This is a genomic window from Actinomadura sp. 9N215 (assembly GCF_044326345.1).
Lineage (GTDB): Bacteria > Actinomycetota > Actinomycetes > Streptosporangiales > Streptosporangiaceae > Spirillospora.
Genome location: NZ_JBIRBA010000007.1, coordinates 214197 through 237136 on the forward strand (window position 1 = coordinate 214197; position 22940 = coordinate 237136).

Sequence of the window (22940 nt, forward strand, 5' to 3'; positions counted from 1 at the left end):
TCGTCCGGTAGCGGGCGAGCGGGCAGCCGCGAAGTGAAAGCGTGACGGGCTAGTTCGGGGGGCGCGAACCTCCCGGCCCTTGCGGTGGCATGTAGGGCTGCCCTCCGGGAGGCGGCCCGGGCTGTCCGGGCTGCCCGCCCCAGCCTGGTGGGGGGCTCGACGGGCCGCCTTGGGGAGGCACCGGGTGTCCGCCCTGCGGAGGTGCTCCCTGCGGAGGCGGTGCTTGGCCGCCCCAGCCCGGTGGCGGGCCGGACGGGCCGCCCATGGGCCCGGCGCCCGGTCCCATCGGCGGGCTCTTCTTCTTGCCGCGCCGCGCGAGAAGGAACACCACGGCGCCGATGACCACCACGGCGACCCCGCCGGCGATCAGCAGGATCACCAGGTTGCGATCAGCCTTGTCAGCCTGCTTGGTCGCCTCGGACTTCGGCACCGCGGTCTTGGACGGCTTCCCCGTCGCCTGCGGGTTCGCCGCCAGCCATTGGTCGAACTTGGCGAAGACGGGGTTCGGCGCGTTCTTCGGGACGTTCGCGGTCAGCGCGGCCGCCGGGATGACGACCCCGGTGCCGGTCAAGTTGTCCTTGCCGGGGGGACCGGCGTCCTTGGTCGTGTTGATGATGCGCTGGACGACTTCGCGTGCCGGCATCTGCGGGTTCTTCGACCGCATCAGCGCCACCACGGCGGACGTCAGCGCCGTCGCCTGGCTCGTCCCGGCGCGTCGGTCGATGATGCGGCCGTCCGCGCCGAGGGTGTTGACCAGCAGGCCCGGGGCGGCCACGGCGACGTAGGGTTGGCGCTGGGTCTTGTTCCAGGGGACCTTCTTGTTGTCGACGGCCCCGACCGCGAGGACGCCGTTGCAGCTCGCGGGCTCTTCCGGACGGTTCGCGGCGTCACCGCTGTTGCCCGCGGCGGCGACGACCACGACGTCGCGTTGCAAGGCGTACGCGACGGCCGCCTGGTTCTCCGGCTTGCATTGACCGGTGAGGCCCTGCGAAATGTTGATGACTTTCGCGCCGTTATCGACCGCGTGGCGGATCGCCTTGTCCCAGGTGCCGAATTTGGTGATGATCGGCATGATCTTGGCGCCGGGAGCCACGCCGACGAACCCAGAGGCCGTTCCCTGGCTGGCGATCAGCGAGGCCATTCCCGTGCCGTGCGAGTCCTCGACGCTCGACGTCGGGCCGATCTGGCCGTCTCCGCTGCCGGTGTCGGTGTTGGTTCCGGGGACGACGACCCCCTGGAAGTCGGGGAGCTTGCCGTTGACGCCGTCGTCGATGACCGCGACGGTGACGCCGTCCCCCTTGGAGACCGGCCAGACCTTCTGCTGGATCTCCCAGGCGGAGAACCACCACTGGTCGGTTCGGGGCGCCGGTGCCGCACCGGCCGGTGCCGCGGAGGTCAGGACCAGTGCGGACGCCGCTCCGGTCGCGGCGAGCCATCGTGTCATCCGTCGCACAACGAAACCTCACTACATGGAACACGGCGTGAGCGGTCCGAAGAAATCGTTCCGCTCACGCCGTCTCCTACGTCGTCTCGTGATCGAGCCGGAATCAGCCAATCACGGGCGGGGCGGTGTCGTCATCGTTTCCGCCCCACACGTCCTCGTCTTCGGTGAGCCAGGTGGTGCGCTCGTTCTCGTCCTCGCCGCCGCCGCCACCGCGGCCGCCCATGGGCATGCCGCCGCCCATGCCGCCGCGACCGGCGCCGCCGGCCTTGCCGAGGCCCCGGCCTCCGCCTGCGCCGGCACCACGGCCCGCGCCGGCACCGGCCATACCGCCCGGCATGCCGCCGGCCAGGCCGCCGCCACCGCCGGGAATGCTGCCGCCGCCACCGCCGCCGGGAAGCCCGCCGCCGCCCCCACCGGGACCGCGGCCGAACGGGTCGACGCCACCGCCGCCGCCACCCGGGGGCAGACCGGCCAGGTCGCTCCCGGAGCCGCCGCCACCCGGGATGCTGCCGCCGCCACCGCCGCCGGGAATGCTGCCGCCACCGCCGGGGATGCCGCCACCGCCCGGGATGTTGCCGCCGCCACCGCCGCCGGGGAGGTTGCCGCCGCCACCGCCGGGAATGCTGCCGCCGCCCGGGATGCTCCCGCCGCCACCGCCGCCGCCCGGATTGCCGATGCTGCCGCCGCCCGGAAGCTTGTTCTGCGGCGGAACCCCGGTGTCACGGGAAAGGTCAGGAATGTCCGTGGTGAGCTTCTGGGGCATGGCGGTATTGGCCTGGACGGTGCGCTCGCCGAGCTTCTTCATGTGCTCCTGAGCGGCCTTTTCCTCGGCGCTGTCGATCAGGCCGAAGGCCTCGCCGAGCTTCTTGCCGCCAAGTGCGATCATCCCGCCGGCGGGACCGGCGACCATGGTGCCCGCCGCCACCACACCGGCGTCGTCATAGGAGATGTTGCCGATGAATCCCTTGCCGGGCCGATTCTTCACATACCAGTCAAGCTTCGTGCCGTGATCCGACAATGCCTTGCCGGTGGTGTTCGAAACCTGCTGAAGGCCTTCCGCGCTCGACTCAAGGCGGCCCATCTGCTTCAGCGTGGCGTCCGCGTCCTCGCCCTTCCAGACACCGGCGAGCGCGGACTTCTGCGCGCGCAGGACGCCCACGGCCTGCTGGAACTTGGCCCCGGCGGCCTCGTAGTGGCCGCCCGCGTCGATCACTCGCTGGGCGTTGGTGGCATCGAGGATCCTGTTCATCTCATCGATGCCGCCATCCCAGTCGGTGGGGCTTTCGTAATGCGAGCGAATCGGCTCGTCGTGCTTCGTGTTACCCATGAGATATCGATCCCGCCTGTTTCCGCCGGTTAGTAGGCGCCAGTGTTCTTGGTGGTCGGCGTGGCGCCACTGCCATCGTTCGTCATCGCCCTGTTGGCGGCGGCGGCGTTCTGCTGTTCCTTCTCGTCATGGTTTCCGACCATGCGATCCAGCGCGTCGATGATGCTCTGGTAGCTCTGAATGAACGTGTCGTACTGGGACTTGATCTGGCTGTAGGCCGTCTGCGTCGAGGCGGCCAGACCCTGTACCGCGGGATACTGCCCCAGGTCCGCGTTCGTGATGTTGCCGTGCATCGAGATGTCGTTCCGAGTCCCCTTGCCCTTGTCGAACTCTTCCAAGTTCGCCCTGAGCTTCGTGAGGATCTTCTTGACCTCTTCGGTGTCGATCTCGCTCTTCTGATCACCCATGTGAGCCTCCGGCGGGCCGGGAGACCCGCTACCCCGTGTTTGACTTCAGCTACAGAACGTTCCGCGTCCGACGGCCACCACGGCCGGCCGCCCGAGTTGTGGCGGCCGGCCGGGGAGCATGACCGTCGTCAGCCGCCGATGATTCCGACGTTGGTCTTGACCGTGCCCTGCCCGGTCTCCTGCGAGGACTGGATGACCGCACCGAGCTGCTGCACGATCCGGTTGATGTCGGCGGCCGAGGCCTCCCACTGACGCTTGGCGTCAAAGTAGGCCTCCCGCGCACCGTCCTCCCACTGCGCGAGCTTGCTCTCCACACTGCGAGCCAGATCATCCAGCTCGGAGTTCATCTGATTGGACTTCTGCTGGAACGCGGCGAACGCCTGCTGCATCGCCCCGAAATCCATCGACTGAAAGCTCATGGTTCCTCCGTGTCGTCCCGAGATCCGTGGAAGGCGATCAGCCGTTGAGCAGACCCGCGACCCGGTTCACGGCCTCGGTCTGCTGCTGCTCGCTGCCCTCGTAGTTGATCTTGACCTGAACGAGCTTCTCGTGCAGCTGGTTCAAGACCTCCAGGACCTTGCTCAGCTCACCGTTGAACTCGTTGAACACCTTGGTGAAGGCACTGCCCGCCTCACCGATCCACCGACCCTGCAGCTGCGCCTGCTCCTGACCCAGATCACCCTGAATCTTCCGCAGGTCCTGAGCAGCTTCCTCGACCCGCTGGGCCGCCTGGGCCATTTCCGCTCTGTCGACCGAAGACTTGTTGCTCATCAGTCATCCTTCCCGACTTGGTTCCGACTGTGTTCGACGCGACGCGAGCCCCCGTTGGTTCACCGTCGACCCGGTCGACTTTGAACTCCATCGTCGGGCACAGCGCACATCCTCGTAAAGCGCCATTACGATGCAGGAACGGTGCTGGTCAGCGATACGGCTTACGGCGGACCACATCGTGAAAGGTGATCGCCGGAGCTCACCGACCATGGGAGCGTGGGCCGTCAGGCCCACATCTGAGTGTTGGTCCCCTCGGCTGACTGGTAGTTCTGCTGGGCGGTCCCCACCGCCTGGCCGAACTCCTTGACGGTGTCGGCCTGCTGCCGCGCCACGCGGTCCCACTTGCCCTTGGCCTCGAAGTAGGCGTCGCGCGCGTCGTCCTCCCATCTGGCCAGGCCGCTCTGCAGATCGGCCTCAAGCGAGTCCAGCAGTTCGACCATCTCCCGATGCTTCGACTGGAACATCGCCTGGGCCTGCTGCATCGTGGCGTAGTCCGTGCTGAAGGCTTGACTCACGGCATCCCTCCGTCATGACCGTAACGCGCGGCGATCGTATCAAGATTCTGCGCTACGTTGGGAAACTTGCCCTTTTATCCTGATCACTACTCGACATCAGGCCGATCATGTGCCTGTGCCGCCGGATTGAATGGGTTCAAGTGCCTTCTGCGGGTCCAAGGCAGGACCCTGCGGCACCAGATTGAGCAGGTTCGCGGGAACGGGGACCGCGTCGCTCTTGTCGCCCGAAGTGCTGTATCCGAGCGCCTTCGCGGTCTCCGCGGACTGGAGCGCGTACCTGCGGCCGTCGTCGGCGACGAGGGCGTAGGTGTTGATCGACTCGACCGCGCCGGTCGCCGGCAGCACACCGGCCAGAACCGCGCTCCCCGGCGGCAGCACCACGTTGTCGACGCCACCGCCGGACGCCCGTACGGGCATCGGCAGATCCGAGCCGCCGCCGATGGTGAGCTTGGCGTCGTTGGTGCCCTTCCCCGGGTTCGGATAGACGACGCAGAGCGACTCCTTCGCGTCGTACGGCCGCACCTTGATCTGCGACTGCGGCAGCCGCTCGTCGATGACCCGCTGCGCCGAACGGTGCGTGGTCACCGCCGCGCCGTCGAGGGGGGTGTCCTTGGGGAGCCGGTACGAGGCCGAGTTCTGGATGAGCGCCGCCTGCAGCGCGCTGATCGGCGCGTACCCGTCCGGCATCAGGACGTACGGCTGCTGGCCGCCGCCGACGCCCCCGACGCGGAAGACCTGGCCGATCACGCCGGCGGCGCCGGCGAACTGCGGGCGCCCGCCCGCGCCGGGGACCTTCGGCGGGGCGAAGTCGGGTCCGGCCGGCAGCGCGTTCACGAAACCGGGCGACACCTGCGCGGGCGCCGACGCGCTGAGCACGGTGAGACCGGCGGGCGCCAGGCGCATCCGCTGGTTCTTCCAGATCAGCCAGTTGTTGTTCCCGCCCGTGCCGACGACGACGCCGGTGGCCGGGTCGAGCGGCTCGCCGCCGACGTCCCGTCCGCCGACCAGCGAGACCACCGACTGGCCTGGGCCGCCCTCCTGGTTCCGCCGGACGCAGACCGACCAGGGCCCGCCGACCAGCCGCTTGGCCTCGGGGACCGAGTCCGGCGCACCCGGAATACCGATCATCGGGCCGCGCGGGTAGTCCGAGAGCGACTTGGCGGAGACGGACTTCTGCTCGGGGGCGCCGCCGCTGCCGCCGCCCGCGAGGGACGCGGCGAGCTTCGCCGACGCGTAGTTGGCGACCGGGCACAGCACGTCCTTCTGCGAGCCCTTGGGCGTGCACCAGACGTAGTGGGCGCCGGTCTCCTTCTCCATGAGCACGATGCCCTTTTGGTCCAGCCCCTTGTTGCCGCCCCCGAACAGCAGGCCGACGATGCCGAACCCGGCCGCGACCAGGATCCCGACCATGATGCCGGCGAACGTGCCGACGTTCATCTTGCGCAGCGGAGCCTCGGGATAGTCCGGCTCCGCCAGGATCAGCGCCTGGGACGCGCGGTGGGTCATCAGGCGGTGCGCCTGAAGCAGATCCCTCTTGGTCTGCATCTAGCCTCCCCCGTCAGCTCACCACGGTGCGCACGTACTCGAACACCCCGGCGACGCCGAGCGCGAGCGGGACGAGCGCCACCACGAAGAGGATTTCCAAGATGTCCCCGGCACGGCCCCAGAACGGGGTCAGCTTGTTGCCCGGCAGCCACATTCCGACCCCGGTCGCGATGGCGGAGACGATCAGCGTCGGCAACACCACACCGGCGAGCAGCAGAACCTGCGAGTCGGCGTCTAGCGCCGTGGCCACGGCGAGCGTGGCGAGCCCCGCCACGCCCGGGATGAGAAGCCAGAGCTTCTGCGCCCTGGCCCGGAAGATCCGCGCCCGCAGCAGGACGGTGAAAGAAAGGACGACGCACATCACGGGGCTCACCCATCCGCCGTCGAACGACAGCGGGACGATCGCGCCGATCGTGGCCAGCCCGATCGCCGAGACGCCGCCGGTGACGAACCGGTCGGCGACGGCTGTGCGTTCCAGGAGGACGCGCCCGTCCACCATCAGGGTGTCGCGGCGCAGTTCCTCCGCACTACCGGGGACCGGCGGCAGTTGAACACGCGCCAGCTTGAACGAGACGCCGGGCAGCAGCGGTGTCAGCGCGAGCGCCACCGTGACGGTGATGGCGGCGATTCCGGCGCCGTCCATGTCGAACACCAGCGGGACGGCGCAGTTGGCCGTGCCCAGCAGCGCGGCGATCGCGACCCCGTAGAAGACCGGCAGCCCGTCCGCGATGGCGAACCCGGCCAGGGTCGCGGCCAGCACGACCGCGCCGAACCCGGCGACCAAGTGGAGCGCGCCGATGTCGAACAGCGAGTCCTTGTTCGCCGGAGCGAGCAGCCCGGCGAGGAACGCGTAGGGCAGCGCCGCGTAGCCGAGCGCCGCACCGGCGCCCGCGTCGCCGAGCGCGCGCGACAGCGAGATCGCGGCGATCAGCAGGAGCAGCGCGATCACGCCCGCCGCGGCGGCGGGAGCGATCCACGACGAGCCGACCCAGGGCGGCCCGGCCAGCAGCATCGCCAGCGCTCCGGCGACCAGTCCCGCCACGCCCCAGGCGATGGCGAACCTGCGGGTGGAATCCTGCCGCCAGCGTCCTGGCCGGTCCTTCACCCCGGTCGCGACGACGTCCGGGACGTCGTCGAACACGAGGTCGGGGATCTGCGCCATCCGTGGGCGCAGGTAGATCAGATCGCCGTCGCGGATACCGGCCTGCGCCGGTGTGCTGGCCGGGTCGAACGGGGCCTCGTCGAGCTTCTGCAGTACCCAGCCGCCGTGCGCCAGACCGGCGTCGGCGAGGTTCTGGCCGGCGTAACGCAGCATCGTGGGGTAGAGCTCGGCGAAGGTCGCGTCGGCGGGCAGCGCGATGTCGACCCGCCGGCTCGGCCCGACGACCGTGATCCGGCACAGGTCAGCTCCTGGGAGCGCACTCACGACTTCCTCGCAAATCTTCCGCTGTTCGGACGGAGTCCGGTGTGGACGGACCGCGTCCACAGGGTCGGGCGGGGTCCGGCACCAGAACGTTGTCCGTGGTTCGGACGGGGAGCGGGGCACCTGCATGGTGCCATGCGGATCGTCCCGGTTGCCGGTGGATGCTCGTGCTTCATGGTGACCTAGATGGTGTTGTGATCGGCGCCAACCATAATGTCTGGATGGATCCGACGTGTACATGTGCGTTCACAGACGGGTGCGATGTGACTCGCACCCCAGATCTGATGCCTCTACGATTCGTATCGTTCAAGTAATCGCACGACCACGTGTTCGTGATACGGCATGCAGCAGGACGCCGGCGGATCCGGCGGCGCACCCCGCGCGCTGCGAGGACAGTGTGCGACGGAAGGGACGACTAGCGTGAGCACCGACATCGTCCGGCGCAGGGAGCGGCGCGACCCCCCGCCGATGCCGCGAGGGGAGATCCTGCTCGAATCGCCGCCGGAACTGCCGGAACTGATCCCCCAGGGCATGCAGGCGGTGCTGACCTACCTGCCGATGCTGGCGGGTTCCGGCGCCATGGTCTTCATGATGGCGGGCCGGGGCGGCGGCACCCTGCAGTACGTGGCGGGCGGCATGTTCGCCGTATCCATGTTCGGCATGATGCTCGGCCAGGTCGGCCGCGGCAGCGGCGAGCGCAAGGTGAAGCTCAACAACGAGCGCCGCGACTATCTGCGTTATCTGGGACAGGTCCGGAAGAAGGTCCGGCGGGCGGCGAAGCAGCAGCGCGAGGCGCTGGAGTGGGCGAGCCCCGACCCGAGCTCCCTGTGGTCGCTGGCGATGAGCGCCCGGATTTGGGAGCGGCGCCCGTCCGACGACGACTTCATCCAGGTGCGGCTGGCCAGCGGCGCGCAGAAGCTCGCGGTGCAGCTGATCGCGCCGGAGACGAAGCCCATCGAGGACCTCGAACCCATGACGGCGGGTGCGCTGCGCCGGTTCGTGCGCACGCACGCGAACGTTCCGAACCTGCCCATCTCCCTGTCGCTGCGGTCGTTCTCGAGGATCGTCCCGGCCGGTGATCCCGAGGCCGTGTACGGGATGGTCAGGGCGCTGATCGTGCAGATCGCAACGTTCCACTCCCCCGACGACGTCCGCATCACGGTGTGCGCGTCGCGGGAGCGGATGCCGTGGTGGCAGTGGGTCAAGTGGCTGCCGCACAACCTGCATCCGTCCGAGCACGACGCGGCCGGTCCGGTGCGGCTCATGGCGGAGAGCATGACGACGCTGGAGGCGATGTTCGGGCAGGACGTCAAGGACCGTCCCCGGTTCCAGCCTGGCCTGTCGCAGGACGACCTCCCGTACCACATCGTCATCATGGACGGCGGCCAGGCGTCCTACGACTCCCAGCTCGCCGCCGACGGCGTCGAGGGCGTCTGCATCATCGACCTGACCGGCTCGGTCGCCCCGACGCAGGAGGCGACGATGCTGCGGCTCGGCGTCACCAAGCAGGCCGTGTCCCAGCTCAAGAAGGACCGCACCGGCAAGGACGTCGCCACCCGCATCGGCAAGCCCGACTCGATCACCCTGCAGCAGGCCGAGTCGCTGGCCCGCCAGCTCGCCCCGCTGCGTGCCAGCGCGTCGACCGGCCCGATGGAGGACGCCCTGTCCGGCGCCACCACGGTCACGTCGCTGCTCGGCATCGAGAACCCGTTCCGCGTCGACCCGCGCGAGACGTGGCGGCCGCGGGCGCCGCGCAACCGGCTGCGCGTCCCGATCGGCGTCGACACCGAGGGACGGCCCGTCCACCTGGACATCAAGGAGTCCGCGCAGGGCGGCATGGGCCCGCACGGCCTGTGCATCGGCGCCACCGGCTCCGGTAAGTCCGAGGCGCTGCGGACGCTGGTGCTCGGGCTCGCGCTGACGCATTCGTCCGAGGTGCTCAACTTCGTCCTCGTCGACTTCAAGGGCGGCGCGACGTTCCTGGGGATGGAGAACCTCCGGCACGTCTCCGCGATCATCACCAACCTGGAGGACGAGCTCCCCCTCGTCGACCGCATGTACGACGCGCTGCACGGCGAGATGGTGCGCCGCCAGGAGTACCTGCGCGCCCAGGGCAACTACGCCTCGCTGCGCGACTACGAGAAGGCGCGCGAGCAGGGCGCCGACCTGCAGCCGATGCCGACGCTGTTCCTGGTGCTGGACGAGTTCTCCGAGCTGCTGTCCGCCAAGCCCGAGTTCGCCGACCTGTTCGTCATGATCGGACGGCTGGGCCGGTCGCTCGGCGTGCACATCCTGCTGGCGTCGCAGCGCCTGGAGGAGGGCAAGCTCCGCGGCCTCGACACGCACCTGTCGTACCGGATCGGTCTGCGGACGTTCTCCGCGCAGGAGTCGCGCGTCGTGCTGGGCGTGCCGGACGCCTACGAGCTGCCGTCCGCCCCCGGGCACGGTTACGTGAAGTTCGGCACCGAGTCGATGACGCGGTTCCGCGCCGCGTACGTGTCCGGTCCCGCCACCGAGGACCTGCAGCCGAAGGAGCAGGGCGGGCCGCAGGTCGTCCGGCAGATCGTCCCGTACATCCCGGACTACATCCGCCCGCACGTCATCGAGAACCCGCAGGACCAGCAGCAGGGCCAGGCGGAGGAGACGCAGGCGTCGCTGTTCGACGTGGTCGTCGGGCAGCTGGAGAACCACGGCCCGCCGGCGCACGCGATCTGGCTGCCGCCGCTGGACGCGCCGCCCACGCTGGACGAGCTGCTCCCGTCCCTCGCGGTCGTCCCGGGCCTCGGCCTGACGACGCAGCACGAGGCGTGGCGGAACCGGCTGCACGCGATCGTCGGCGTCGTGGACAAGCCGTTCGACCAGCGCCGCGACCCGATGTACGTCGACCTGTCGAGCGCGGCGGGCAACGCGGGCATCGCCGGCTCGCCGCAGACCGGCAAGTCCACGATGCTGCGGACGCTGATGGCGTCCCTCGCGATGACGCACACGCCGCAGCAGGTGCAGTTCTACGGCCTCGACTTCGGCGGCGGGACGCTCGCGGCCATGGCGGACATGCCGCACGTCGGCGGCATCGCCAACCGGCTGGACGGCGACCGCGTCCGCCGCACGGTCGCCGAGGTCACGGCGCTGCTGGAGCAGCGGGAGCGCGAGTTCGCCGAGCGCGGCATCGACTCGATGCCCACGTACCGGCGGATGCGCGCGTCCGGCGAGATCACCGGCGACGGCTACGGCGACGTGTTCCTCGTCGTGGACGGCTGGATGACTCTCCGCCAGGACTTCGAGAACCTCGAAGGCGTCATCACGGACCTGGTGGCCCGCGGTCTCGGCTACGGCATCCACGTGGTCGCGACCGTGAACAAGTGGTCGGAGTTCCGGATGAACGTCCGCGACCTGTTTGGGACGAAGCTGGAGCTGAAGCTCGGCGACCCGTACGAGTCGGAGATCGACCGGAAGCTGGCGGGGAACGTCCCGGAGGGCAAGCCGGGACGCGGCCTGACCCGCGAGGGCCACCACTGCCTGACGGCGCTGCCGCGCATCGACGGCGAGACGGACGACGCCACGCTCGCCGACGGCGTCAAGAAGCTGGTCGCCGCGATCGCCGGGAACTGGGACGGGCCGTCCGCGCCCAAGGTCCGGATGCTGCCCGCCGTGCTCCCGGTCTCCTCGATGCCGAGCGCGCAGGAGAGCGGTTCGCGGATCCCGATCGGCATCGACGAGGACACCCTGTCCCCCGTGTTCCTGGACTTCCAGGCCGAGTCACACTTCCTCGTCATCGGCGACACCGAGTGCGGCAAGTCGAACCTGATGCGGATGATCACCAGCGGGATCATCGAGCGGTACACGCCCGCGCAGGCGCGGCTGATCTTCATCGACTACCGGCGGGCCCTGCTGGACGCGGCCGACACCGAGCACCGGATCGGGTACGCGGCGTCCTCGGCCGCCGCGCAGGGCCTGGTGAAGGACATCGTCGGCGCGCTGCAGGCGCGGCTCCCACCCGCCGACCTCACCCCCGAGCAGCTGCGGGACCGGTCGTGGTGGAGCGGCGCCGACCTCTACCTGATCATCGACGACTACGACCTGGTGGCCACGTCCGCGAACCCGGTCGCGCAGCTGGCCGAGCTGCTCCCGCAGGCCCGCGACATCGGGCTGCACGTCATCGTGTCCCGCGCGTTCGGCGGCTCCGGACGCGCCATGTACGACCCGGTCCTGCAGCGCATCAAGGAAATGGGCTCACCCGGCCTGCTGATGTCCGGTAACAAGGACGAGGGGGTCGTGCTCGGCAATATCAAGGGTCACGCGCTGCCGGTCGGCCGCGGCTATTTCATCAACCGCCGCCACGGCACCCGCCTCATCCAGACCGCACACCAGGAATAGGAGGATTCGATGGCCGAGTTCAGCCTCGGACCCGACTTCGAGCGCTTCCAGCGCGATATGCAAGAGCAGATGGGCGACCTCACCAAGATGAAGGAGGCCATCGAGGCCGCCGTCGGCCGCGGCGAGGCGGCCGACGGCCGTGTCGTCGCCGAGTATCGGTCGGAGGGCGGCCTGACCAGGCTGGACCTCGACCCCCGCGCGATGCGGCTCTCGTCCGCCGAGCTGAGCGAGGAGATCCGCACCGCGGTCAACGCCGCCGCCCAGGATTTCCAGAAGAAGGCGCGCGAGGCGAGCACCTCCATGTTCAATGTGCCGGACGACCCGTCGAAGGGCATGGACCCGGCCAAGGCCCTCGCCTCCCTCGACAAAATCGCCAATGGTTTCGCCGGCCAGATGCGCACCCTCGCCCACGAACTGGGCGTCCAGCAGCAACGCGCCAAGGAGGCCATGGACAACTACAAGGGCCCAGGCTCCCCCAACGGCCCCCGCTGAAACGACTCGCACTGTGGGCCCGGACGGCTATGGCGTCCGGGCCCACAATGGCGTTTGGCCGTCCGGCCGTCCGTTCGCCGGGCCGATCGAACCTAGTCGCTCTGGCTGCTGCGAACGTGTCGGCGGCGCAGGTAGAGAACGGCCGATGTCAGGATTGACATGAGGGCGAACCCACCGGCGAAGAGAGATTTTCCGGGGATCGAATTGGGGCTGTCGATGATGCGCCTCGTGCCCGTGGCGCGGTCGTGGCTGGCCCTGACGAATTCACCCTGCGCATACTTGCGGCTCGGCTCCGCCCCGCGGCCGGACGGCCTTTCCACGATCTCGTACGTCCCCGAGGGGCACGCCGCCTGGTAGTGGTAATGGTGGTAGTAGGTGTCCCTCGTCTCCACCGAAACCGACGCGATCCTGCAGGGCTCATGTTCGGTGCGCCCTTCCTGCATGGCGGCGACCAGCAGCAGCGTCATCGGCATCGTCAGCGCGATTCCCAGAAAGCCGCCGCCCACCCACCGTTTGTTGACGCTGCCCAGCACCACCCAGCAACCGCCACCGATGCAGATTCCGCCGAGACCGCAAGCCACCGCGGCGGCGGTCACCACATTGTTCTTCGGGACGTCCAGCGCGAAAGCGCTCACCGCCGCCGCGGCGAGCGCGATCCAGCCCACGGTCAGCAGGCCGTATCCCCATCTCGCGCGCCGTCCCTCGACCCTCCTCCGCGCATCATGCGCCGCCTGAAGAACCTCGGGCTCCCACGGCTCGTACCCGACGTTCACCCGACCCTCCTTTTCATGAATGCTTCGGTCGTGGCTCTGGAAAGGCGACGTTCGCCCGCGGGTCTATTTGTAGATGTCCCAGGGCGGGGGCTCATCTTCCTTCTTCGGGTTGGGGTTCCACTCCTTGTTGCCGCCGGGTGAGGTCGACGTCACCTTGTCGGAGTGCTCACCTTCGGTGCTCATTTCGTGCTCGTAATTGACCTTCGAGCCGGTCTGCGGATTCTCGGCGCCAACTGTTCCGGAGGCTCCGACGCCCTTGTCGTCCCACTCCACCTTGGGCCCGCCGCTGACAGCGACCGGACCATGGGTGTACTTGCCCTTGATCTCGGCGTCGCCGCCCTTGTAGTCGCCTTCTTGAATCTTGTGGTGCGTGGCGAGTTCCGTCTCAGCATTCCCGAGTCCGATTTTGGCGCCACCGCCGACGTCCCAGGTCCCGTCGAATCCCCGGTCCGCGTCCAGATCGATTTCCCCGAGAGGCGATCCCTTGGAGCCGGTGGCGACACGCGGATCACGCTGTCCGCCCGACAGGGGCCTCCTGGACGGATCGAATACCTCACCATTCGACCTGTTGACATAGGCGAGAGCGCCGTTGGCCGCACTCTGCACGAGGTTCGCGGCGGCACCGGCTGAGCCCTGAACGAGGGCCTTCTTCAGGGCCGCGTCCGCTCCATCGTTCCCGTGGGCGCCCTGATACTTGGCGGTGACCACGGTGCCGCCGCCCATCGCGGCCCCGGCGACCAGGCCGAGATTGGCCAGGATGCCGGTCGCGACCCAAGTGATCGTCAACCCGGTCTGGGCCGCCGCCACGCAGGCCGGATAGTCGACCACGAAAACCGCCGCGATGGCGAGCGCGTCAAGATAGGCCGCCATTCCGATGGCGAACACCGCGTACGCGAACAGCGCCCACGCCAACCCGATGAGCGCGTAGGAGACCGCCATGCAGTAGTTGTGCAGCGCGTCCAGTTCCAGGCAGAACTCGTGAATCGTGTTCTCGTAGAGGGCGCGGTCGTCCGTGGTCCAGGAGTCCGTCGGAATGTTCTTGACTCTGGCCTGGAGCTCCTGCGACGCCTTCTCAAGCTCCTGCGCCGCCTTGGCCCACTCCTGGCTGGCCATTTCGAGGTTCTGCGGCTTACCGGTGGCCAGTTTGAACTGGAACGAGACGAGCAGGGCGGGCGGTAAGATCATCGCCCCTATGGCCATGGTGGTGGCGGCGGACATGAGGCTTTCGGCGGCCCCCACCGTGGAGGCGCCCAGCATTCCACCGGCTCCCGCCGCGCCGGCCGCACCGGTTCCGACCCCGACGCCGGTGTTCCTCGCCCCGCCGCCGACACCGCCGCTTCCGCCGCCTCTTGGCGTCACGTACGCCTCCCGTGATCAGGTTCTGGAGTTCTGCTCAGCGCTTGCCGACATTGCTGGCATCGTCGGCTTCGCCGTAGTTCATCGCGGCCTTGCGAATCCGTTCGGCGAAGCCGATGGCAGTGCGTGCCTCTAGCTTGATGTCCTCAAAGGCGAACTGGACCGCTATCGGATAGGCCGACGACGCGGCCGCGCAGGTAACGCTGAAGTCGCCGCCTTCAAGGTCGAAAACTCCGCCGGCGTTCAGTATCTTGGCGGCCGCCTTGAGATTGTCCTCGGCGATGAGGTTGACTTCCTTGCTGTGATCTTGCAACTTCTGTACATCGACGGACTTCTTATCGCCCATGGCGCCATGGTACGGGAATGTCCAACCTGACTTCCACCGGAACACCACAATCCATGTAAAAGTAGAAAATGCCGAGGTCAAGGGTATCTTCCCGGCCACGCAGGCGCCGTGCATTACGCCGATCACGGCCTCGCACGGCAGGACCCGAGATGACACGCTGGATTGAGCAGGACGCCAGTGCGCTGCATTCCCATCGGGCTCCGGAAGTTGATCAGCTTCTCCCCAGTGCGAAGGCCAGAGGGGTGGCGAGCACCAGGGTCCGCAGTGGTTCGGACAATCGGTACTCGATCTTGAGCGTGTATTCGGCCTTCGTCGCCCGGAGATAGTTGAGCCGGGCGATCTGCACACCGTTGGCGTCGGTGAAGTCGGCGTTGGTCGGGACCCACCTATGTCCCTTCCGCCCTTGCTGTTTCTGCTCCCAGCAGATGCCGCACAGCCGCTGGCCGGAGGCGTCTCGAAGCAGGTAGAACACCCTTGGCATGGCATGGCCGAGGCCAACGGCGCGCTTCAAGCCCGAGAGCGGCGACGCGGTCACGCGGCGCGCCTCCGTCCTCGCCGCTTCCTGGTCGCTCTCGTACGTCCCGATCAGTGCGCCGTTCGGGTCCAGGACCTCGATGGGCCGTTCGGGATCGCTGACCACCGAGAAGGCCGGTGCCCCGTTCGCCCCGGCGGCCTGAATCACCACGCGGCCGGGAGGCGGCGGCGACACGGCCTCGGAGAACCTCGCGCGAATCCCCGCGGGGCGCGGTGGGCCCTCCGTCCGGACGGCCCTCCCGACGACCTGCTTGTTCGCGTCCTTTATTTCATATTCCGGCTGATCAGAAACTTGTTTGATCATCACGATCGGAAGATCGAACACGGGACCTCGCCTCACTCACAACAGGCAGAAACGGCGATGATTCTAGTGGACGGCGTCGTTCAATTCCCCCTTCGCCCGCCAGCGCCGTTTCTGACGGGGCGTCAGGCACCATCGAGCAGGTCGAACCCGATGGGTGACGCGACGACGAGCAGCCGGAGAACGTCCGGAAGCCGATGGTTCACGTCCAGCCATTTTCCATTGAAGAGGGCGATTCGGCTCCCGCTCGAGTCGGTGTAGTCGACTTTCTTACTCAGCGTCTCCTGCTTGATGCGCAGTCCCACCTTTTGAGGCGCGCTGTTCCGCATCGCACTGGACTGCAGCATCCGCCACTTGTCCGGCCCTCATCCGTCGAGGAGCGGATCACTGTCAATCCGTCCGTGATGCATCAACTCTCATGGTCAAGGTGGAAGCAACTGGAGCGGGGTGATTTGGTCATGGATCGTAGTGCAGGGGCCAGAACCTACTCCACTTACAGTAAGGAGTATCAGCAACTTGTACCTTACGGGCAAGCTCGACAATTCGTACGTGGCGCGGATCCGGTGAGATACGCGCTGGACATCGTCACAGCGGATCACTGGAGCGCTGGCGGGTTGATCACGTCGGCTTGTTTGAGTCACAAGACCTGTAGATACGGAGTGACCAAATCCTGAAACCACGGCGGGCAGCAAGGCAGCCAGGTGGGTCTCAGGTTCGTCGCATAGTGGCGTCAAGCTGGTCGTATCGACCCGTAGTCGGATGGTTGCTCCTGAAGGTGTGGCTTGGCCACAAGGGGGCATTCCTGCGATCGCCACCGTGCTCAACGCGACCCGTCTGGGCCCGCAAGTTCACTCCGGGGACCGCCGCGCCCCTAGCCTGCTGTTCTGGGCCCACATCAACCCCTGCGGCCGCTTCTACCGGGACGTGGGCTCCCGACGCACCCAGATCTGACGGCCCCGGTTCCGGTCAGTTCTGGCCGTCCCGCCATAAGGGTTAGGTAGCCGGAAGGTCAGCGCGGTGGTGTTCTTGACTGGGTTTGGGCGCGTCGGTGATGGGCGCGCGGATCTGCCCGTCCTGGTCTTCCTAGACCAGTCGGGCAAGGTGATCGGCGGGCAGTTAGGCGAGCACCGCAGCAGGATCACCTGTCAGATTCGGCCAAACCGCCACCCGGGCGCGGGGGGGGTGAGTCGTTCCCGGGTCTGATCGATCCCGCCGTCGCCGAGCCGATACCAGCGGGACACGCCCTCAACCGGGTTCTCCTCCAGGAGTTCGGCGCGGCCAGCGGCGGCGGACGTGGTCGCCGCCTCCAGATAGGCGGCCTCGACCGACTCGTGGTCGCTGGCGTTGTGCTGGTTGGCGACGTAGTGGCCCTGCGCGTCACGGGCCGCCGGGTCGTATTTGGTGGCCCGATACACGAAAGGCGGCACGTTGGGCATCGTGCCACGGTGGTCAGGGCGATGGTCCGGCTTGCGGTTGTCGCGTGCGCACGGCAGCCGGGGTTGGGTTAGGTGAGGAGTTTGATTATGAGGAGTATGACGGCGGCTATGCCGGCGATGGGGCCGAAGATTTTGAGGAGGTGGTCTAGTTGGTCTCGTTGGACGCCGGCCCTGAACTGTTTCTGGCCGAATGCAACGCGGGCCGGGGCTCTGTACTCGGCCATGAAATTGGCCTGGTACTCGTTGTAGGCGGCGTGGATTCCGGCGTAGCCGGGGTAGATTTCCGGGCCGGACTCGGTGGCTTGGCCGTCTCCGAACGGGAGGTGGAACTCGAAGGCGAGTGCGAGGTAGGAGGCGAAGATGACGGGGCGCCAGGCTCCGGTGGCCCGGGCGTCGAGGTAGAGGACGCCGTCTCGTCGTTCCGCCAGCTGGGTACCGTCCGGGGTGGTCCAGCGGAAGACGCGGGCGTCTATTCCGTTGGGGAGCGTCGGGCGTTCGAGGTCGGGCGGCTGTTCGCAGATCAGGTCGCCGAGGGGCCGGAGGTTCGCGTCGAGCAGGCGGGCGGCGGGGGTGAGGTTCATGCCCTGCTCGGTGGTTCCGAGTATTCGTCCGCCGCCCTGGAACGTGGAATGGCTGTCGTATTCCACTCGGGCCAGGAGCGTGCCGTCGGGGGCGATGAAAGCCGATTGGGGTGCGACGGGGCTCAGTTTCAAATGTTCGGCGCGGTCGAAGTACAGGAGCGTCGTGCCGTCGGGGGCCGTGACGGCGAAGGTGAGGCGGGGTGTTTGGACGCGGTCGGCGGTGAGCACATTGCCTCGCGGTGAACGAAGTCGCGCCACTTCGACGAGCCGGGCCAGGACGGTCCCGGAAGAGCCGTCCTGGATCTCGTACAGGTTCGAGGGGTTCAGGCGCAGTGCGGCACTGGTGAAAAGCCCGGTGGCCATTATTTGTCCCAGGGGGGCGTCTCGTCCTTCTGTTTGTTGAAGGACCCCTCGCGGTTGAAGGCGGGACTGTTGACGTTGTACTTGTCGGAGTATTCGCCCTTGCCGTCCCAGCCGCCTTCGTATTCGGCCTTGCTGCCCGAAGGGGTGTGGCCGCCGCCGGCCTTGAAGCCGCCGCCGACGTTCTCGTTCTCGTCCCAGGTGACCTTTCCGCCCGCCGTACCGTTGACGGTGCCGGTGGGGTCGTGCACTTTCTGGTTGACGCCGACCTCGCCGCCGGCCCAGCCCTGCTCGTTCTTCTTGATGTTGCCGGCGATCTCGGTCTCGCCCGCCGGGGTGTTGACCTTGACGCCGCCGCCGTAGGTCCAGGTCTCGTTGATGTTGCGGTCGGCGTCCAGGTCGACCTCGCTGATCGGCGAGCCCTTGCTGCCGGCGGACTTCCCTCCCGGCAGACCGCCGTTGATCGTGCTGCCGTCGGACCGGTTGACCCAGGACAGGCCGGCGTTGGCGGCGTTCTGCACCAGGTTGGCCGCCGCCCCGGCGGACCCGTTCACCAGCGCCTCCTTGAACGCGGCGCCGGCGCCCTCGTTGCCGTGGCCCGCCTGGTAGGCGGTGGTGAGCCCGGCGCCGCCGAACATCGCCATGCCGGCCATCGAGCCGGCGGCGGCGAGGATGCCCGTCGCGACGTGGGTGATGGTCAGGCCCGTGCCGGCCGCGGCGACGATGGCGCCGTACGAGGGGGCGCCGACGATGCTCGCCAGCGCCGCCACCGCCAGGACCAGGAGGACGTCGATGTAGACGGCCATCCCCATCGCGAAGATCGCGTAGGCGAGCAGCGCGTACGCCAGGACGACGAGGGCGATCGAGACGGCCATGCAGTAGTTGTGCAGGGCGTCGACCTGGAGGCAGAACTCCTCGACCTTGCTCTCGTAGCTCTTGCGGTCGTCCATGTTCCAGGCCTGGTCGGGGATGCCCTGCACCAGGCTCCGCAGGTCGTTCGCCGACTGCTCCAGTTCCTGGGCGGCCTTGCCCCACTGGGCCGACGCCTTCTCCAGGCTCTGCGGCTTGCCCTTGGACAGCCGGAACTCGAACGAGATCATCAGCGCGGGCGGCAGGATGACCGCGGCGCTGACCATGGCTATCGCCGCGTCCATCAGCGGTTCGGCGACGGCGGTGGCCGAGCCGCCCGTCAGTGCGGCCACCGCCGCTCCGCCCGCCGCAGCGCCACCGGCGCCGGCGGCCTTGCCGCGTCGTCCCTGGCTCCCGACCGTCGACGAGTTCCCCCCGCCGGTGCCGCCGCCGCCCGTACCGCCGCCGCTGCTATTGCCTCCGCCGCCGCTGCTGCCAGGGCCTCCGCCGTTCTGTGGTGCCATGCTGCCCGCTCCTCATGACGTCGTCGTACTCGGGAGTTGTTGCGGAGAAGGGTTCAGGCCAGCGTGTTGGTCTCTTCGGCCTTGGCGTAGTTCTTCGCCGAAGCGTCGATCTTCTTCGCGAAGCCCTGGGCGGTGTCGATCAGCAGTTTGATGTCCTCGAAGCCGAACTGGACCGCGATCGGATAGGCGGTGGACGCGGCCGTGCAGGTGATGCTGAAATCACCGCCTTCGAGGTTGAACGTGCCGTCGCTGTTGAGCGCGTTTCCGGCGTTCGTGAGCCGAGGGACGACGCGGTCGGTGATGTCCTTGCCGTGCAGCGCGATCCGTTGCGGATCTGCGGACTTATTGGGAGCCAAGAGTGCCTCTCCAATCAGGCTGCGTCGCGGTCTCCTGGTCAGGCTCCGGGACATACTAGGGCACGCCGGACGCACCCGAGCGCCGGACTTCGTCACCTATCCCGAACGGCGATGGAACGGATTATTTGTCCCACGGCGGGGTCTCGTCGCCGTACTTGGTGGTGCCCCCGGGTGTGTCCACGGTGCCGGACGTGTGGGTGCCACCCTTGCCGTCGTAGTTGACGGTCCCGGTGCCCTTGGCGACGTCGCCGCCGTTGAACTGGCCGCTGCCGCTGCCGGTGACCTTGCCCTCGCCGGTCTCGAAATCGTGCTCGCCCTCGATGCCGACCTTGCCGCCGACGGTCGGGATGGGCATCTCCGGGCTGCCCTGTCCGGCCGAGGGGACGCCGCCGGGGGTGGTGTAGCTGACGTTGCCGCCGTACTTGATGTTGCCGTCCTTGCCCTGGCCGATGCCGTCCTCGTCGGTGTACTCGACGTTGCCTTCGGCGCCGACGCCGATGGGGGTCTTGACGCCGCCGGAGAGGTCGCCGCCGGCGAAGCCGTGGTCGCCGTACTTGACGTGGCCGCCGCCGGTGATCTCGGTTCCGCCGGGGGTCTTGACGGTCGCGCCGCCGCCGACGTTCCACGTGTGGTTGGCGTTGCGGTCGGCGTCGAGGTCGACGTTGGAGACCGGCAGGCCCTTGCCGCCCGGACGCGAGCCGGCGAAGGCGAGGCCGCCGTTGATGGCGTTCTGGCCGAGGTTGGCGAGGGCGGTGGCGGAGCCGGTGGCCTGCGCGGTCATGAAGTCGGACAGCGCCTGGTCGTTGCCGTTGAACGCCTCGGCGACCGCGGCGAGCATCGAGCCGCCCTGGAACACGATCGCCGCGATCTGCGCGGCGGCCGCGAGGATGCCGGTGGCGACGAGCGTGATCGTCAGGCAGGTCGCGGCGATGGCCTCGCAGGTCGCGGTGATCCCGGCGGTGATGATCCCGGCGAGGGCCGCGGCGGCGACGGCCGCGAGCGCGGCGAGGAACGTTCCCATCGCGATGGCGAAGATCGCGTAGATCATCAGGGCCCAGGCGAACGAGATCAGCGCGATGCTGACGGCCTGGCAGTAGGTCTGCAGGATGTCGAGCTGGGCGGCGAACTCCTCGACCTTCTGCTCGTAGGCCGGACGGTCCTTGGCCGTCCAGTCGGCGGCCGAGATGGCGGACGCGCGCTGCTGCAGGAGCGTCTTGGTCTTCTCGATGGCCTGGGCGGCCTCGTCCCAGGCCTGGCTCGCCTTCTCCAGGTTGGCCGGGTTGCCCTTGCTCAGCTTGAACTGGAACCCGATCATGAAGGCCGGGGGAAGAATGAACTGGGCGATGCCGACCTCGATGTCGGCGGTGCCCATGAGGGTGTCGTAGGAATTGAATGCGCTCATCGCGGCGGGCCCCCCTGACTTCAGACTTGCTTGATCTTGCTGGCCGTCTCGGCGCCGCCGTAGTTCTTCGCCGTGGTGGCCAGATTCTTCGCGAACCCGTCGAGCATCTCGAGGTGGGTGTTCAGGTCCTCGTAGACGAACTGCAGACCCATCGGGTAGGCCATGGACGCCATGGTGCCCGTGATGCTGAAGTCGCCGCCCTCGATCGTCCCCTTGTCGTTGAGGGTGCTGCGCGCCTTGTCGAGCTCGGGACGTATCTCGCTCGTGATCTCTTTGCCGTGCTGGTCGATCCGCGCTGGATTGATTGAGACCTCGGTCACGCCGCCGCCTTCCTCGTTCCGCTACGCGGATGTTCCCCGGTGATTCGTTCGTGCACAGCAGAGCGTATCGCCATTGATACCGCGAGACAGGACATCATGCGCAGCCGTATTCCGTCTACCGGGTGCCGACCGAACCCGGCATACCGTTCCTTCCGTCCTCTACAGTCGTGCGTAGCGAAAGGAGTTCCGGGATGAGATGGACGGCGGTCGCCGTGGTGGCCGGATGTCTGGCACCCCTGTACGCCGCACCGGTCGCGCACGCCGCGCCCCCCGCCGCGAAAGCCCCGCGGACCGCCGCGAAGGCGCCGCAGAACTGCCAGCCGCCCGCGGGGGTCATGTCCGAGAAGCAGCTCGTCCAGAACGGGCAGCCGTGGGCGCAGCAGTTCCTCAACTTCGGGGCCGCGCACGAGCGGGTCACCGGCCGCGGCGTCAAGGTCGCGGTGGTCGACAGCGGCGTGACGCCGGCGAACAAGCAGCTGGCCGGGCAGGTCCTCAAGGGCGCCGACGTGACGGGCACCGGCGCCGCCGACTGTCTCGGGCACGGCACCTGGGTGGCCGGCATCATCGCCGCCAAGCAGGGCGTCACCCCGTTCGCCGGCGTCGCCCCGGACGCGAAGATCATCCCGATCAAGTTCGCGGCGCAGGCGCAGAACGTCGACAGCGGCCTGGCGGCCAAGGGCATCGACGCCGCGGTGCGCCTCGGCGCCGACATCATCAACGTGTCGACCCAGTCGCTGGGCGACGACCCGCGGCTGCGCAAGTCCGTGGAGAACGCGCTCGCCAGGGGCATCGTCGTCGTGGCGGCGGCCGGCAACATCGATCCGAAGAACGGCAAGATGCCGGGGCTGATGTACCCGAGCGCCTATCCGGGAGTGATCTCGGTGGGCGCCGTCGACCAGAACCGCCAGGTCAGCGCGTTCTCCAACCCGTCGACGCCCGTCTCGGTCATCGCGCCGGGCAAGGACATCGTGACCACGGCGCCCGACGGCAACTACGCGGTCGCTGAGCAGGGCACGAGCTTCGCGGCCCCGTTCGTGTCCGGCCTCGCCGCGCTGATCGAAGAGGCCCATCCGAACCTCACTCCCGCGCAGGTCAGGCAGCGGATCGAGGGGACCGCCGAGGGCAACAAGGGGGCCGGCAGCGGGCACGGCATGATCAACCCGGTGGAGGCGATCACCGCGGTGAACGTCCAGGGGCCGGGGCAGCAGGGCGCGGCGGGCCCGCCCGTGCGGATCGCCATGGCCGACCGGCCCGACCCCACCACCCGCAAGGTGGCCCTGGGCATCGCGGGCGGGGCGCTCGGCGCCGCCGTGCTGGTCGCGGCCGGCGGGCTGCTGATCCCGGCCGGACGGCGCCGCGGGTGGCGGCCCGGGTACGTCCGGTCGACCGGCGACGCCCCGGACGAGCCGTCAGGCGCATGAACGGCAGGACACCCAGGGGTGTAGGCAGGGCATAGCCGGACGTTTCCGTCACCCCGGGAACGTGGCTGAGTATTACCATCGGG

22 protein-coding genes are annotated in these 22940 nt (G+C 68.4%); 3 read left to right on the top strand and 19 right to left on the bottom strand.

What is annotated here, in order from left to right; all coding sequences use genetic code 11:
- Window positions 1-49: 49 nt before the first annotated feature.
- The 8 genes from ACH34T_RS14760 to eccD all read right to left on the bottom strand — a co-directional run bounded on the left by ACH34T_RS14760 (window position 50) and on the right by eccD (window position 7435).
- Window positions 50-1444: a S8 family serine peptidase gene (locus tag ACH34T_RS14760; protein WP_395992655.1), complete on the bottom strand. Its 1395-nt coding sequence runs from the start codon at window positions 1442-1444 to the stop codon at window positions 50-52.
- A 103-nt stretch (window positions 1445-1547) separates the two neighbouring features.
- On the bottom strand, window positions 1548-2771 hold the full coding sequence (locus ACH34T_RS14765) for a WXG100 family type VII secretion target (protein ID WP_395992656.1): 1224 nt from the start codon (window positions 2769-2771) through the stop codon (window positions 1548-1550).
- Window positions 2772-2800: 29 nt separating this feature from the next.
- A complete protein-coding gene (locus tag ACH34T_RS14770; protein ID WP_395992657.1) occupies window positions 2801-3178 on the bottom strand; it encodes a hypothetical protein in 378 nt (125 codons plus the stop codon).
- A 128-nt stretch (window positions 3179-3306) separates the two neighbouring features.
- Complete coding sequence (locus ACH34T_RS14775) at window positions 3307-3597, bottom strand: WXG100 family type VII secretion target (RefSeq protein WP_395992652.1); 291 nt, start codon at window positions 3595-3597, stop codon at window positions 3307-3309.
- 37 nt (window positions 3598-3634) lie between these two features.
- Window positions 3635-3949: a WXG100 family type VII secretion target gene (locus ACH34T_RS14780; protein ID WP_395992653.1), complete on the bottom strand. Its 315-nt coding sequence runs from the start codon at window positions 3947-3949 to the stop codon at window positions 3635-3637.
- A gap of 224 nt (window positions 3950-4173) precedes the next feature.
- Window positions 4174-4464, bottom strand: a complete 291-nt coding sequence (locus tag ACH34T_RS14785; RefSeq protein WP_395992658.1) for a WXG100 family type VII secretion target — start codon at window positions 4462-4464, stop codon at window positions 4174-4176.
- A 105-nt stretch (window positions 4465-4569) separates the two neighbouring features.
- Window positions 4570-6009, bottom strand: coding sequence for a type VII secretion protein EccB (gene eccB / locus ACH34T_RS14790; protein ID WP_395992659.1), 1440 nt, complete (start codon window positions 6007-6009; stop codon window positions 4570-4572).
- Window positions 6010-6022: 13 nt separating this feature from the next.
- Entirely contained in the window at window positions 6023-7435 is a 1413-nt protein-coding gene (gene eccD, locus ACH34T_RS14795) for a type VII secretion integral membrane protein EccD (protein WP_395992660.1), read from the bottom strand.
- Between the two features lie 417 nt (window positions 7436-7852).
- On the opposite strand from eccD, the gene eccCa reads away from it, so the two are divergent.
- The gene (gene eccCa, locus ACH34T_RS14800) at window positions 7853-11806 is read left to right on the top strand and encodes a type VII secretion protein EccCa (RefSeq protein ID WP_395992661.1); all 3954 of its coding nucleotides are present in this window, start codon (window positions 7853-7855) and stop codon (window positions 11804-11806) included.
- Between the two features lie 9 nt (window positions 11807-11815).
- Window positions 11816-12298 carry a YbaB/EbfC family nucleoid-associated protein gene (locus tag ACH34T_RS14805; protein ID WP_395992662.1) on the top strand — a complete coding sequence of 161 codons (483 nt, stop codon included), beginning with the start codon at window positions 11816-11818 and terminating at the stop codon, window positions 12296-12298.
- Between the two features lie 92 nt (window positions 12299-12390).
- Here ACH34T_RS14805 and ACH34T_RS14810 read toward each other — a convergent pair whose 3' ends face one another.
- The 11 genes from ACH34T_RS14810 to ACH34T_RS14860 all read right to left on the bottom strand — a co-directional run bounded on the left by ACH34T_RS14810 (window position 12391) and on the right by ACH34T_RS14860 (window position 21436).
- Window positions 12391-13071, bottom strand: coding sequence for a hypothetical protein (locus tag ACH34T_RS14810; protein ID WP_395992663.1), 681 nt, complete (start codon window positions 13069-13071; stop codon window positions 12391-12393).
- A gap of 63 nt (window positions 13072-13134) precedes the next feature.
- Complete coding sequence (locus ACH34T_RS14815) at window positions 13135-14430, bottom strand: hypothetical protein (protein ID WP_395992664.1); 1296 nt, start codon at window positions 14428-14430, stop codon at window positions 13135-13137.
- A gap of 34 nt (window positions 14431-14464) precedes the next feature.
- Entirely contained in the window at window positions 14465-14773 is a 309-nt protein-coding gene (locus ACH34T_RS14820) for a hypothetical protein (RefSeq protein WP_395992665.1), read from the bottom strand.
- A gap of 211 nt (window positions 14774-14984) precedes the next feature.
- Window positions 14985-15482 (bottom strand): hypothetical protein, encoded by a 498-nt coding sequence (locus tag ACH34T_RS14825; protein ID WP_395992666.1) that lies wholly within the window; start codon window positions 15480-15482, stop codon window positions 14985-14987.
- Window positions 15483-15733: 251 nt separating this feature from the next.
- Complete coding sequence (locus ACH34T_RS14830; RefSeq protein WP_395992667.1) at window positions 15734-15955, bottom strand: hypothetical protein; 222 nt, start codon at window positions 15953-15955, stop codon at window positions 15734-15736.
- Between the two features lie 798 nt (window positions 15956-16753).
- Window positions 16754-17035 carry a hypothetical protein gene (locus ACH34T_RS14835; protein ID WP_395992668.1) on the bottom strand — a complete coding sequence of 94 codons (282 nt, stop codon included), beginning with the start codon at window positions 17033-17035 and terminating at the stop codon, window positions 16754-16756.
- Window positions 17036-17112: 77 nt separating this feature from the next.
- Window positions 17113-17988, bottom strand: a complete 876-nt coding sequence (locus tag ACH34T_RS14840; RefSeq protein WP_395992669.1) for a hypothetical protein — start codon at window positions 17986-17988, stop codon at window positions 17113-17115.
- Window positions 17988-19358 carry a hypothetical protein gene (locus tag ACH34T_RS14845; protein WP_395992670.1) on the bottom strand — a complete coding sequence of 457 codons (1371 nt, stop codon included), beginning with the start codon at window positions 19356-19358 and terminating at the stop codon, window positions 17988-17990. Before ACH34T_RS14845 ends, ACH34T_RS14840 begins: the two co-directional genes overlap by 1 nt.
- A gap of 53 nt (window positions 19359-19411) precedes the next feature.
- Window positions 19412-19714, bottom strand: a complete 303-nt coding sequence (locus ACH34T_RS14850) for a hypothetical protein (protein ID WP_395992671.1) — start codon at window positions 19712-19714, stop codon at window positions 19412-19414.
- 121 nt (window positions 19715-19835) lie between these two features.
- Window positions 19836-21116, bottom strand: coding sequence for a hypothetical protein (locus ACH34T_RS14855; protein WP_395992672.1), 1281 nt, complete (start codon window positions 21114-21116; stop codon window positions 19836-19838).
- 20 nt (window positions 21117-21136) lie between these two features.
- Window positions 21137-21436: a hypothetical protein gene (locus ACH34T_RS14860; RefSeq protein WP_395992673.1), complete on the bottom strand. Its 300-nt coding sequence runs from the start codon at window positions 21434-21436 to the stop codon at window positions 21137-21139.
- Between the two features lie 191 nt (window positions 21437-21627).
- Here ACH34T_RS14860 and ACH34T_RS14865 point away from each other — a divergent pair, with 191 nt between their 5' ends.
- Window positions 21628-22857 carry a S8 family serine peptidase gene (locus ACH34T_RS14865; protein ID WP_395992674.1) on the top strand — a complete coding sequence of 410 codons (1230 nt, stop codon included), beginning with the start codon at window positions 21628-21630 and terminating at the stop codon, window positions 22855-22857.
- Window positions 22858-22940: the final 83 nt, after the last annotated feature.